12 protein-coding genes, 2 pseudogenes and 2 other annotated features are annotated in these 13267 nt (G+C 37.7%); of the genes and pseudogenes, 5 read left to right on the top strand and 9 right to left on the bottom strand.

Annotated elements, in window-relative coordinates:
• Nucleotides 1-65 precede the first annotated feature (65 nt).
• The 6 genes from A6J74_RS21735 to A6J74_RS21710 all read right to left on the bottom strand — a co-directional run bounded on the left by A6J74_RS21735 (nt 66) and on the right by A6J74_RS21710 (nt 7840).
• Nucleotides 66-200 (bottom strand): YuzL family protein, encoded by a 135-nt coding sequence (locus A6J74_RS21735; protein WP_000039591.1) that lies wholly within the window; start codon nt 198-200, stop codon nt 66-68.
• A gap of 82 nt (nt 201-282) precedes the next feature.
• Nucleotides 283-1185 (bottom strand): SDR family oxidoreductase, encoded by a 903-nt coding sequence (locus tag A6J74_RS21730; RefSeq protein ID WP_000503915.1) that lies wholly within the window; start codon nt 1183-1185, stop codon nt 283-285.
• A gap of 177 nt (nt 1186-1362) precedes the next feature.
• Nucleotides 1363-2754 carry an asparagine--tRNA ligase gene (gene asnS, locus A6J74_RS21725; RefSeq protein ID WP_000432186.1) on the bottom strand — a complete coding sequence of 464 codons (1392 nt, stop codon included), beginning with the start codon at nt 2752-2754 and terminating at the stop codon, nt 1363-1365.
• Nucleotides 2755-2806: 52 nt separating this feature from the next.
• Nucleotides 2807-3058, bottom strand: a binding site (T-box leader).
• A 176-nt stretch (nt 3059-3234) separates the two neighbouring features.
• Complete coding sequence (gene pheT, locus A6J74_RS21720) at nt 3235-5655, bottom strand: phenylalanine--tRNA ligase subunit beta (protein ID WP_000498175.1); 2421 nt, start codon at nt 5653-5655, stop codon at nt 3235-3237.
• An 18-nt stretch (nt 5656-5673) separates the two neighbouring features.
• Nucleotides 5674-6708 carry a phenylalanine--tRNA ligase subunit alpha gene (pheS, locus tag A6J74_RS21715; protein ID WP_000388217.1) on the bottom strand — a complete coding sequence of 345 codons (1035 nt, stop codon included), beginning with the start codon at nt 6706-6708 and terminating at the stop codon, nt 5674-5676.
• 43 nt (nt 6709-6751) lie between these two features.
• Nucleotides 6752-6980: a binding site (T-box leader), on the bottom strand.
• A 62-nt stretch (nt 6981-7042) separates the two neighbouring features.
• The gene (locus A6J74_RS21710; RefSeq protein ID WP_002039772.1) at nt 7043-7840 is read right to left on the bottom strand and encodes a TrmH family RNA methyltransferase; all 798 of its coding nucleotides are present in this window, start codon (nt 7838-7840) and stop codon (nt 7043-7045) included.
• 82 nt (nt 7841-7922) lie between these two features.
• Between A6J74_RS21710 and sspI the strand changes: the two genes are divergently transcribed.
• The 3 genes from sspI (at nt 7923) to A6J74_RS21695 (ending at nt 9719) form a co-directional block, all read left to right on the top strand.
• A complete protein-coding gene (gene sspI, locus A6J74_RS21705; protein WP_000009509.1) occupies nt 7923-8132 on the top strand; it encodes a small acid-soluble spore protein SspI in 210 nt (69 codons plus the stop codon).
• A 176-nt stretch (nt 8133-8308) separates the two neighbouring features.
• Complete coding sequence (locus tag A6J74_RS21700; RefSeq protein WP_001189005.1) at nt 8309-8866, top strand: HD domain-containing protein; 558 nt, start codon at nt 8309-8311, stop codon at nt 8864-8866.
• Between the two features lie 139 nt (nt 8867-9005).
• A complete protein-coding gene (locus tag A6J74_RS21695) occupies nt 9006-9719 on the top strand; it encodes a CPBP family intramembrane glutamic endopeptidase (protein ID WP_001183255.1) in 714 nt (237 codons plus the stop codon).
• Nucleotides 9720-9746: 27 nt separating this feature from the next.
• Here A6J74_RS21695 and A6J74_RS30735 read toward each other — a convergent pair.
• Nucleotides 9747-9911 (bottom strand): annotated as a pseudogene (locus A6J74_RS30735) (DUF4179 domain-containing protein); the annotation flags it as partial.
• 62 nt (nt 9912-9973) lie between these two features.
• Between A6J74_RS30735 and A6J74_RS21685 the strand changes: the two are divergent.
• Both A6J74_RS21685 and A6J74_RS21680 read left to right on the top strand, forming a co-directional pair.
• A pseudogene (locus A6J74_RS21685) lies at nt 9974-10334 on the top strand (ammonia permease).
• A gap of 13 nt (nt 10335-10347) precedes the next feature.
• Nucleotides 10348-10710, top strand: coding sequence for a hypothetical protein (locus tag A6J74_RS21680; RefSeq protein ID WP_000446231.1), 363 nt, complete (start codon nt 10348-10350; stop codon nt 10708-10710).
• Between the two features lie 22 nt (nt 10711-10732).
• On the opposite strand, the gene A6J74_RS21675 is transcribed toward A6J74_RS21680, so the two are convergent.
• Both A6J74_RS21675 and A6J74_RS21670 read right to left on the bottom strand, forming a co-directional pair.
• The gene (locus tag A6J74_RS21675) at nt 10733-12532 is read right to left on the bottom strand and encodes a DHA2 family efflux MFS transporter permease subunit (protein WP_000094770.1); all 1800 of its coding nucleotides are present in this window, start codon (nt 12530-12532) and stop codon (nt 10733-10735) included.
• A 12-nt stretch (nt 12533-12544) separates the two neighbouring features.
• On the bottom strand, nt 12545-13198 hold the full coding sequence (locus tag A6J74_RS21670) for an HlyD family secretion protein (protein ID WP_001071409.1): 654 nt from the start codon (nt 13196-13198) through the stop codon (nt 12545-12547).
• Between the last annotated feature and the right edge of the window lie 69 nt (nt 13199-13267).

The raw sequence follows: 13267 nt of genomic DNA, 5'->3' as shown, positions 1-13267 counted from the left end.
ATTAACTCATTTTTAGTAATTCCCCTATAAAAAAGGAGAGCCGCCAAGACTCTCCCTTTTTTATATTAGCTTCGTTTCTGCTTCTTATTTGATGAAGATACTTTATGAGAACCAGTTTCATGTGTTGTTGTCCCTTGCCCTTCCACTTCTGGAGAACCTAGGATTGATCTTGAATGGTCTTTTTTCACTTTTTTACTCATTGCACTCACCCCCAAGGTTACTTTTTACTTAAGGGTAAAAAACTATTCAACATAATAATCTGAACATATACTCGCTACTCTTTTACTCTCGTGTTTGGTTTTCGCTTATGTCCCATAGACGCTTTGCTGCATCCTTATCCAAGGCAGCTTCAGACATTTCCCCTACTTGTTTATCGGCATAGTAATAACCACTCTGATTAGTAAATCCAGTTGATTCTGCTAGCCATACTAAAGTTTCAGCACCTTTCTCCGGCGTACGGGAGAAAGGTTTCATTGCTGCCATAGTTAAGCGAGCAGCTAGACCATTATCCTGGTTAAAATTCGTATTCACTAGCCCCGGGTCAAAGCTATAAGCACTAACACCCGTTCCCTCCAACCGCTGTGCCAATTCAGAGGTGAATAAAATGTTAGCTAGTTTTGTTTGTGCATAACGCATTGTAGGACCGCCCATGAACTTCTTAATACCGCGATACAGTTGTTCTGCATCTAGATCATCGAAATCAATTCCCTTTTTAGCCATTTTGTGACCGTGAGATGCAGTGGTAATGACGCGAGCAGGAGCACTTTCTTTTAAACGCTCCAACAACAAATCTGTAAGTAAGAATGGACCTAAATGGTTTACCGCCCAGGTCATCTCCAAACCGTCTTCTGTAATTTGCCTTGTTTGAAATAAAGCACCCGCATTATTTACTAATATATCAATTCTCGGACATCTTTCTAAAATATTGGTAGCTACCTGGCGTATAGATTGTTGGGAAGACATATCAGCGAAAAATATATCTACCACTGCATTCCCATCCGTTATATTTTCAAGTTGAGTCATAACATCATTCGCTTTTGCTTCATTACGTGCAATGATTCCTAGCTTAGCACCGCTTTTTGCAAACACCTTAGCTGCCGCTAATCCAATACCACTTGTTGCACCAGTGATTACTATATACTTGTCACGCAATGTCCACTTTGTATGACTTGGAATTTCCCCCATTGTATAAAAACCCCTTCCCTATATAAATGTCGCATTCGTTTTACTTATATATGAAGTGGGAATTGAACTATGAACAACATCTTTTCTAGTCGTGAAATACTTTATAAAGTTCAGGTTGCAATTACAACCTTTCTCAATAAAAAAAGCGAGAGCAGTTGCTCTCGCTTTTTTTATATCTTAAAACTCAGAAGAACCTGGAGTTCTTGGGAATGGAATTACGTCACGGATGTTAGCCATACCAGTAATGTACATTAGGAAGCGCTCGAAACCTAGACCGAATCCAGCGTGTTTTGTACCGCCGTATTTTCTAAGTTCTAAGTACCACCAGTAGTCCTCTTCGTTCATGCCTAGTTCTTTAATTCTTTCTACTAAAACGTCCATTCTTTCTTCACGTTGACTTCCGCCAATTAATTCGCCGATGCCAGGAACTAGAAGGTCAGTAGCAGCTACTGTTTTACCGTCTTCATTCATACGCATATAGAACGCTTTAATGTCTTTTGGATAGTCTGTTACGAATACAGGGCGTTTGAAGATTTCTTCTGATAAGTATCTTTCATGCTCTGTTTGTAAGTCAATACCCCATTCTACTGGGTATTTAAAGTCAGCACCTGATTCTTGAAGTACTTTAATTGCTTCTGTATAAGTGATACGACCGAAGTCAGAGTTAATCACATTGTTCATGCGCTCTAGAACTGTTTTATCAACGAAGCTGTTGAAGAAGTCCATTTCTTCTGGTGCATGTTCTAATACATATTTCATTGCATATTTCAGCATATCTTCTGTAAGATCCATTACATCGCCTAATTCAGCAAATGCAATCTCAGGCTCAACCATCCAGAACTCAGCTGCATGGCGAGTTGTGTTTGAGTTCTCCGCACGGAATGTAGGTCCGAATGTGTATACATCACGGAATGCTAATGCATAAGCTTCAGCGTTCAGCTGTCCACTTACTGTTAAGTTTGTTTCTTTACCGAAGAAGTCTTTTGATTCATCAACTTGTCCGTCTTCACCTTTTGATACGTTGTTTAAATCTTGCGTTGTTACACGGAACATTTCGCCAGCACCTTCTGTATCACTACCAGTAATGATCGGTGTGTGAACATGTACGAATCCACGCTCTTGGAAGAATTGGTGAATCGCAAATGCTGCGATAGAACGTACGCGGAACGTTGCAGAGAATGCATTTGTTCTTGGGCGTAAGTGAGCGATTGTACGTAAGTATTCAAACGTATGACGCTTCTTTTGAAGTGGGTAATCAGAATCTGATAAGCCCTCGATATCAATTTTTTCTGCTTTAATTTCAAATGGTTGCTTCGCTCCAGGCGTTGCAATTACTTTACCTTCTACTTTAACTGAAGAGCTAAGTGGAAGTTTTGCAATTTCTTTGAAGTTCTCTAATTCTGTATCGAAAACGATTTGAACGCTTTTGAAGAAGCTACCGTCGTTTAATTCGATGAAACCAAATGCTTTTGAATCACGTAAGTTACGAATCCACCCTGATACTTGTACTGTTTGATCTGCATACTTTTCTGTATCTCTATACAGACTTTTTACTAATGTGTTTTCCATAGTGAAATTCTCCTTTGCTGATATATTTAAATACAAAAAAACCTTTCATCCATAAAGGGACGAAAGGTTAAACTTCGCGGTACCACCCAATTTGTCATAAAGACCAACTTTAACTCGTATGTAATACATACTTCCCGGTTTGTAACAGGCCGGATTCCCGTCTAAGTCTACTCTTGAATACAAGATTCAATTTCGGTTAGCAACTCCAAGGTGTTCTTCACATATACCGCCTCATCAGGCTCTCACCGTCCCTGACTCGCTATGGATTATAGTATATACTACTTTTCCTTATCATCGTCTTTCATTTTGTTAAACTAAAATTAATGTACTACATTCGAGGGAAAGATGCAAGACACCAGAAAATATATCAGCGATTTTCGCAATATATCGACCGTAACTTCAAATATATCGGCAATTTTTATAATATATCGACAATCGCATCATAAAAAAAATTGCCGGAATAGATCCGGCAATTTCTTATTACTTACGTAACTCCGCACCAAATTTCTCTTCTACCGTTGTTAATACACGGTTATGTGCTTCTGTTACTTCTTCGTCTGTTAACGTACGTTCTGCATCGAAGTAAGTCATAGAGAATGCAAGTGATTTCTTGCCTTCTTCCATTTTTTCACCTTCGTATAAGTCGAATAGTGTTACGTCTTTCAGAAGTTCTCCACCAGCTTCAGCAATGACTTGCTTCATTCCGCCAGCTTTTGTTTCTTTCGTTACAACAACAGCCATATCACGTGTCATCGATGGGAAACGTGGGATTGGTAAGTAGTAAGTTTCTTCCACGTCTGCACCGAATACTTTTACAAGAGATAGTTCGAATACGAATGTATCTTTCACATCCAATTGTTTTTGCGATTCTGGATGCAATTGACCGATGAATCCAATTACTTCGCCATCTAATACAATGTCAGCTGTACGGCCTGGGTGCATACCTTCACGTTTTGCTGGTGCATATGCGATTTGGTTTGCAACGCCAAGTACGTCGAATAATCCTTCTAGCACACCTTTCATAACGAAGAAGTCTACTACTTTCTTCTCGCCTTGCCATGCATGGTGAAGAGCAAGACCTGTCATAACACCCGCAAGATGTTGTTCTTCTTTCGGAAGTTCTCCTGCTTCTGTCGGTAAGAAGATAGAACCTACTTCGTATAGAGCAACACTGTCGTTTTTACGTGCAACATTGTATGAAACTGCTTCTAACAATTGTGGCACTAAGCTTAAACGAAGTTGACTACGCTCTTCACTCATTGGAAGCGCAAGATTTACAGGAGCTTTTTCGTTCGGCTCAACCATATATTGTTTCGCTTTGTCAGCGCTTGTTAATGAATATGTGATTGCTTCATATAAACCAGCACCTTCTAAGAAGCGACGTACTTTACGACGTTTCGTTTGTGCTGATGTTAATTTACCACGTGTCATCGTTCCAGAAGGTAATGTAACTGGAATGTGATCATACCCATACAGACGACCCACTTCTTCTACTAGGTCTTCTGAAATTGTAATATCAGGACGACGTGCTGGTACATTTACATGGAATGTTCCTTCTACTTCTGTGAATGGGAATTTCAAGTTTGTGAACATTGTACCCATTTCACTTGCAGAAATATCTGTACCTAATACACGGTTTACTTTTTCAGCCGTAACAGATACTGTACGCTCTTGTACTTGTAAGTTATCAGCTTCTACTACACCTTCAAGTGCTTCTCCGCCAGCATATTTCGCCATTAAAGCAGCTGCGTGTTGAATTGCTTCAAACGTACGTGTTGGATCAATTCCTTTTTCAAAACGTGCACTTGATTCACTGCGAAGACCTAAGTCTTTTGATGTACGGCGCACTGTTTGACCTGCAAAGTATGCAGACTCGATTAAAACGTTTACCGTCTCATTTGTAACTTCAGAATCAGCTCCGCCCATTACACCAGCAACCGCTAAAGCTTTTGTGCCGTTTGTAATTACAAGATGATGTTCTTGTAACGTACGCTCTTGATCATCTAACGTTTCAATTTTTTCGCCTTCTTTTGCAAGACGAACAACGATTTCTTTTGAACCTAATTTATCGTAATCGAATGCATGTAACGGTTGACCGTATTCCATTAAAATGTAGTTTGTAATATCAACTACATTGCTAATTGGACGAATGCCAGCTGCCATAAGGCGCGTTTGCATCCACATTGGTGATGGACCAATCTTTACGTTCTTCACCATTTTTGCAATATATAATGGGTTTTCTTCTTTCGCTTCTACACTTACAGAAATGTAGTCAGAAGTTTTTTCTGCTGTTTCTTGTAAGTCGATAGCTGGAAGTTTTACTTCACGGCCGTAAATAGCAGCTACTTCATATGCAACACCTAACATGTTTAAGCAATCTGCACGGTTTGGTGTTAAACCAAGCTCAAGTACTTCATCATGTAAGTTTAAAATTTCAAGTGCATCTGCACCAACTTCAGCGTCACTTGGGAAGATGAAGATACCATCTGCGTATTCTTTTGAAACTAACTTTCCATCAATGCCAAGCTCTTGAAGAGCACAAACCATACCATGAGAAGCTTCACCGCGTAGTTTTGCTTTTTTAATTTTGAAGTTACCAGGAAGTACAGCGCCAACTTTTGCAACTGGTACTTTTAAACCTTTTGCAATGTTAGCAGCACCACAAATAATTTGAACTGGTTCTTCTTCACCGATATCGATTAAGCATTTGCTTAACTTATCAGCTTCTGGGTGTTTTTCACACTCTAATACGTGACCAACTACAACACCTTTTACACCTTTATTTAATACTTCAACACCTTCTACTTCAATACCACTTTTCGTGATTTTGTCTGCTAGTTCTTGTGCTGTTACATCTTTAATATCTACATACTCTTGTAACCAACGATATGATACGAACATATTTATCCTCTCCTTCCCTTACGCTCGTTTGAATTGTTGTAAGAAACGTACGTCATTTGTATAGAAATGACGAATGTCATCTACGCCGTATTTCAACATTGCGATACGTTCTGCGCCCATACCGAATGCGAAACCTTGATATTCTTTTGAATCATAACCAGCCATTTCAAGTACGTTCGGGTGAACCATACCTGCGCCTAAAATTTCAATCCAGCCAGTTCCTTTACAAGTGCCACAACCTTTACCGTGACACATCATACACGAAATATCCATCTCTACAGATGGCTCTGTGAATGGGAAGAAACTTGGACGAAGACGGATTTCACGGTCTTCACCGAACATCTTTTTCACGAATACTTGCAGTGTACCTTTTAAGTCACTCATACGAATGTTTTTATCAATTACAAGACCTTCAATTTGCATGAATTGGTGTGAATGCGTCGCATCATCGTCATCGCGGCGATACACTTTACCAGGACAAATAATTTTGATTGGGCCTTTTTCTTTGTTATTTTCCATCGTGCGTGCTTGCACAGAAGATGTATGCGTACGTAGTAACGTTTCTTCTGTAATGTAGAATGTATCTTGCATATCACGCGCTGGATGATCTTTCGGTAAGTTTAATGCTTCGAAGTTGTAGTAGTCTTTTTCTACTTCTGTTCCTTCAGCTACTTCGTAACCCATACCGATGAATACATCTTCAATTTGTTCAACAACAGCTGTTAACGGATGGTGACAACCTGTTTCAACAGGACGACCTGGCAAGGTAACATCAATTGTTTCAGTAGCTAATTTCGCTTCAATTACTGCTTTTTCTAAGTTACCAATTTTGTCATCTAAACGCGTTTGAATCGCTTCACGTACTTCATTTACTAATGCTCCCATACGTGGACGCTCTTCCGCTGATAATTTTCCCATGCCGCGTAATACTTCTGTAATTGGGCCTTTTTTCCCTAAATACGCTACGCGTACGTCATTTAAGCCCTTTAGCTCTTTCGCTTCTTCAATAAGCTCTAACGCTTTTTGCTTTAGCTCTTTTAAACGTGCTTCCATTTGGAACCCTCCTAATTTTAAAAATAAAAAAACCTCGCTCCCAAAAAGGGACGAGGTAAATTCGCGGTACCACCCTAAATTGACAGAACAAGTCTGCCCACTCATTAGTTATAACGATCAATTCTGACCGGAACGCCTTTACATATACATGGTCCTGGCGTCAACTCCAGAGGTGAATTCACTTCCGTCTACCATAAGAATGCTTTCAGTCTACGGCATTCTCTCCCTATATGGCGATTTTGTCAGCTACTCTTCTCTATCAACGTTTTTCGTTATTTAACTTTTATTATATGTTCATTACGAACATGTACTTCAACTTATTATAAGAAGTTTTTTATTTGTTCGCAACCGGGCTTTGTAAATAATACGTTAAAATCCCTGCTGCAACCGCAACATTTAATGATTCTGCCCCGCCATAAATCGGAATATACAAGTTTTGATCCGTTTTCGCAAGAATTTCTTGGCGTACGCCACTTCCTTCATTCCCTACAATTAATGCAAAACTTCCGGCTGGTGTTACTTCACCGTAAGGAGCTCCATTTTCAAGAGCTGTTCCATATACAGGAACACTATTTTCTTTTAACTTGTCTACCCATTCTTCTAAATTCCCTTTTACAATCGGTAAGTGGAAAATAGAACCTTGTGTAGAGCGCAGTACTTTACTATTGTAAACATCAACACAACCTTCTCCAAGCACAACGGCATGAATACCAGCTGCATCAGCTGTACGAATAATCGTTCCTAAATTACCTGGGTCTTGAAGGCCGTCTAATAAAAGAAATTTCCCATCAGTAAGAGCTACTTCTTTCTCATGCTTTTCACAGACAGCAAATACACCTTGTGTCGTTTCTGTTTCACGAAGTATTTTTACAATCGCTTCAGGCACGATATACATTTCAACATCATTCACTGTCCAATCTTTCGGAAGGTCTGTTTGATCTGAAACGATAAGTTCTGTTACAACTCCTGCCTTTAAAGCTTCCTCCACTAAGTGGAATCCTTCAACAAAGAACAACCCTTTTTTATCGCGTTCTTTTTTCGTTTGCAGCTTTTTCCACTGCTTCACACGCGGATTTTGTACTGAATCAATGTTTTTCATAATATGTATTTCCCTCTCTTCTTGTCTTATCATTATAGCCTATTTTTCATACATATTTACATAAAAAAGAACAAAAACTAACGTCAGTTTCAATTCTGAAGAAGAGGTGAAAGCAATGAGTTTTAATTTACGTGGTGCTGTATTAGCAAATGTATCTGGAAATTCACAAGATCAATTACAAGAAACGATTGTCGATGCAATTCAAAGCGGTGAAGAAAAAATGCTTCCAGGTCTTGGTGTTTTATTCGAAGTCATTTGGAAAAACGCTGATGAAAATGAAAAGCACGAAATGTTAGAAACACTAGAACAAGGATTAAAAAAATAAACAATAAAAGGTCACCTTAGAAAAAACTAAGGTGACCTTTTATGTCTATAAAATTTTTCTTCTCCTAAACATTTCTACTTTACTAACGCTGATTGATGGAGTACAATGTTCAAAATACATTTAAACCGATCGATTTTTCTTCATATACATCATTAGATAAAAGGAGTGAATGTTTTATGCAACGTATTACGCTTGAACAAGTTTTTAAACACCACATTACCCAAAAATATGTGAACCGTTCTGGAATGGTCCACGCGATTGCTGTCGCTTACCATGCGTTTCACTTAGCCAAAAAGCATCACGCCTCAGTCGATGCTGCGACAAAAGCCGGTTTCCTTCACGATATCGGACATCATACATGGTACACAGGCGGCGAATGGGACTATGACTTATATAAAAAGAATGATATACATGCAATTAAAGGAGCGGAAAGAGCTCATAAGTTATTAATCCGATTAGGCGAACATCCGAAGCAAGCCAAAGAAATTTCTGTTGCAATTCTATTGCATACTGATTCTTTCCTAGTAGAACAATCACTTGAAAGAACACCTCTACAAAACACTATTAAGTGGGCAGATGAAGCAGACGAAGAACCAGGCGGCGCACACCACTATCGAACTATCTCTTATGAAAAAGCACTAAAAGCAATTCAGCAGTTAGATCGATTGGTAGAGCGTGAATTGCAAATAGAGCAATCAAAATCAAATAACAAGGCAGAACATAGTTATCAATGAGAAAGAGGCATCACTATAGGGTGATACCTCTTTTATTATTTTATGGAAAATACACCTTTATATGTAATATTTAAATGTTACATATAAAAATAAAACACTTTATAATTAAATATATAAATATAAAGAGGTGATTCTACATATGCAACCCACTACACAACTTCCTTATGAACAGAAATACTCTATGTCATGGGGACAATTCATTAGCTCCGTTTTATTTGCTTTTTTCGGAACTGGACTCATTACTGTGTTCCTCGCAATGCCCTTAACAATTTATACAGCCGGACTCGAAAATAAAAAACAAATTGCCCTGTATGAATCTATTGCAAATACTGCAAGTATCGGATTACAACTAACCGTGTTGTTATTCTTCATTTTTAAATTCGAACCCGCAAAAAATTTACTATTAAAATCTTTTAATTTTAAAGCACTGAAAGAATGGCGCACATACTTATACTTACTTCTTTTCTTCGCTATAAGCATCGTGCTCAATTATATCTTTTTAAAATATGTGTTCCAAGACGCAACAAAGCAACAAGCTTCTGCACTAAACTTAGGCGTATTTGAACAGTATCAAATATTATTACTTATCGGCTTTGCGATACTCACCCCAATTTTTGAAGAACTTATTTTCCGTGGTTTTTTACTCCACTTTTTCTCTGAACGCTTTCCATTTTGGATTGCAGCAGTCTTAACAAGTTTCTTCTTTGGTATCGCTCATACATACTCACTCGGAGTAATGGTAATTACTTTCTTCACGGGATTATTAATGGCTATTTTATGCAAGAAAACAAAATCCATTATTCCAGCTATGTTATTTCATATTATGAATAATATGTTAGCATTCTTAAGTTAAAAAGAGGTATCATCGCGATACCTCTTTTTACTCTTTTATAACAACTTCAAACTCTTCTTCCGTTAGCACTTTTCGATAATTCGTTTTCTTTTCTCCTTCTTCACCAGAAGTTAGGACAGGCGTCAGTATAATTTTTGTTACACTATCCTCTAGCTTTTCAAATCGCCAATAACTATTTTTCGATTTTATTAATAATATCCAAAATAAACCTCATGTAGTAAAATATAACTTAATTCACATAAAAGAGTTTACATATGTTCAGTATTATTTGGATGCTTTTTACGCCACTTCTCTTACTATGCGGGATTGCTGGTGGTATTTTTTAATGGTAACAGAAATTAAACATCGGAAATTACTTGTTACCTTAATGGGGATTATTTGCTTTTCATTCGTTATAATGCCTTTTACTTTTTTTAAACAAAGGTATCAATGGAGAGAACGTTCTCCACATTCCACCTGTCCTATATTGGATGCTTTTCTCTCTAGCTGGTTTATTAGCAGGATTGAATGGGGTACATTCAAAAATTAAGAGTATACGCAACATGGGACTCATTATTTTCTCAATAGGACTGTTTGCAGCTATTGTCCATGCCTGATTCATATTTTATTCATTAAGGAGTTATTACATATGGAATCTACTGGTTTATTTATTTGGCTTATCTTAGCCCCTATTTTGTTATTATGTGAAGGCATCGTTGGCATTTATTTAATTGCTGCCGGAATTAAATATCGAAAATCACTTATCGTTATAACTGGTTTAATTAGCATATCACTTATCGTTGTTCCTATCATTTGTATAGGTTATGGAATAGATTTAGAGGGAATGGTTCCAATTTCGGGAACTTTATATTGGTGCTTCTTCTCATTAGCTGGACTAGTAGCTATTATAAGTGGCAGACAAATATCAAGTATTCGTTCTATGGGGACGATTTTGGTTATAACAGGATTATGCTCTGTAACTAGTTATCATCTTTTATATCTAACTACATAAAAAACACAAAAAAGCAGGGAAATTAATTCCCTGCTTTTCTATTTGGTTTATTGCCTGATGGCAAGAAGAACGATAACACCCAAGCAATACCTGCGAGTATTGTTGCAATTAAGAAGGCATCGTTAATACCGTTAATTGCAGATAGCTTTGAGATTTGTCCGAATAATAGTTGCGTGCTCATCGCATCTCCCGCTTGAGCTGATCCAGCTAAAGCCGCTAAGCTTTGGCCCATACCATGTACTTTATCAACTAAAATTGGATTTGACGTTGTTAACATGTTGCCATAATCCGCTACGTGAGCAGTCGTTTGTTGCGTCATAAGTGTGATTAAGATCGCTGTTCCAATTGAACCAGCTACTTGTCTTGACGTATTTTGCGTTGCTGTACCGTGAGAAATTAATTTCATCGGCAGCGCGTTCATACCAGCTGTCATAATTGGCATCATAATGAATGACATACCAATTGAACGTATAATATAATCCGTCATAATAACGCTATACGGTGTATCCATCGATAATTTTGTAAATTCATATGTCGCATAAGTTGTAATTGCCAATCCAATTATCGCTAATGGACGAATGCCATATTTATCGAATAATTTACCTGCTACTGGTCCCATGATCCCCATAATTAATGATCCTGGAAGAAGTAGTAAACCAGATTCAATTGGCGTAAAGCCACGAATATTTTGTAGATATACTGGAAGTAATAACATACCTCCGAATAATGCCATCGTTACGATTGCGTTAATTACTAAAGTAAAAGTAAATACTGGATATTTAAACACTTGTAAATCAAGCATTTTATTGTCCGTTGTTAGCTCTCTCCAAATAAATACTGCAATACCTACTACACCAATGATAAGTGATATCACAACCTCTGCACTAGTCCAGCTATTATTTCCCGCTTCACTAAATCCATACAATAAGCTACCTAGTCCAATACTTGAACTAATAACACCGAATACATCTAGCTTTGTGTTAGATACCGGCTGAGCTAGTGTAAAGAATTTTAAAGATAGGAAAGTAATAATTAAACCAATCACAAACATTCCGTAGAACATTAAGTTCCAGCTATAGTTTTCAATTACCCATCCTGTTACAGTTGGTCCGATAGCTGGTGCTAAAATCATCGCTACCCCTAGTAATCCCATAGCTGCTCCTCGCTTATGAGGCGGGAATAATGTCATGAAAATATTCATACCAACCGGCATTAAAATACCCGCTCCAACCGCTTGAATCACTCGGCCCGTCATCATCATTGTAAAGTTTCCTGAAGTAGCACAAATGATAGATCCTACCGTGAAGAATAACATTGCCGCTACGAACAATTTACGATACGTAAATCGTGAAACTAAAAAGGCACTAATCGGTACTAAAATACCATTTACGAGCATGAAGCCTGTAATTAACCATTGTGCTGTTGAAGTTGATACATTAAATTCATTCATTAACGGAGGCAATGCAACGTTAATGATCGTTTGGTTTAAAATAGAAACGAACATCCCGAGAATTAATACTGTTACAACTGCTTTTACGTTCACATTCTCTATAGGCATAGACGTTTGTTTTTTCGGCATTTCTTTTTCTTGTTTTACTTCTTCTTGCTTACCTGTTTCTAACTCAACTACATTAGAAATTTCTGTTTCTTGCTTTCGTTCAATTTCTTTTTCTTCTGTTTCTACCTTACTTACTTCTATTTTACTTACGGCTGGGACTTGTTCTTCTCCCACGTTCGTTTTTTTCTTTCGTAAAAGACGATTTACAAGGAAGAAGACGATTATACAAAATAGTGCATATCCTGCAATTGCAATTGAGGACATCTCATCTCCCCCTTACTTATGAATACGAACTGTCACATTCATGCCAGGAACAATATTTACTGATTTACTATGATCTAAAGAAATTTTAACTGGTACCACTTGTGTTACTTTCGTATAGTTCGCTGTTGCGTTGCTTGATGGTAACATAGAGAATGTATTCGCTGTTGTTAATCCAACTTGCTCTACTTTTCCTGATAACGTCGTGTCTGGGTATGCATCTACATACACGTCTACATCTTGACCTTTTTGCACATCGTCAACATCTGTTTCTTCAATATTTGCTGTTACCCATAAATTGTTCATATCAAATGCATAAGCAATTGGACTACCAGCTCCAACGAAAGCATTTGTCGTTGCGTTTGATTGTACAACTGTCGCGTTTTGCGGAATTGTTACGTCTACTGTTTGCTCCCCATTTGCTCCAGCTACAGTGACAGCACCTAATTTATCGTTCTCATTGTAGTTTTTTCCTACTTCAGCTTTCCAGTCAGTCAATTTACCTGCTGCTGGTGAAGCAATTGGAATTACCTTTCCATCAATTTTCGCATTTTCTGTTTTTAAATAGTTTTCCGCTTGATTGTAATAGTAATAACCGCCAATGCCGCCGCCAACTAGTACAATTAATGTGATAATGTTGATAATCACCATTCTTCGAAACTGATTCATTGCATTCCTCTCCTTATATCGCATATAATTTTTTTCTAAACTATTTACATCCTTATTGTTTATACTGTT

This window comes from Bacillus sp. FDAARGOS_235 (assembly GCF_002073415.2).
Taxonomy (GTDB): Bacteria; Bacillota; Bacilli; order Bacillales; family Bacillaceae_G; genus Bacillus_A; species Bacillus_A toyonensis.
Note: the sequence above shows the minus strand (reverse complement) of the source record. Positions and strands in the feature narration are given on the sequence as shown.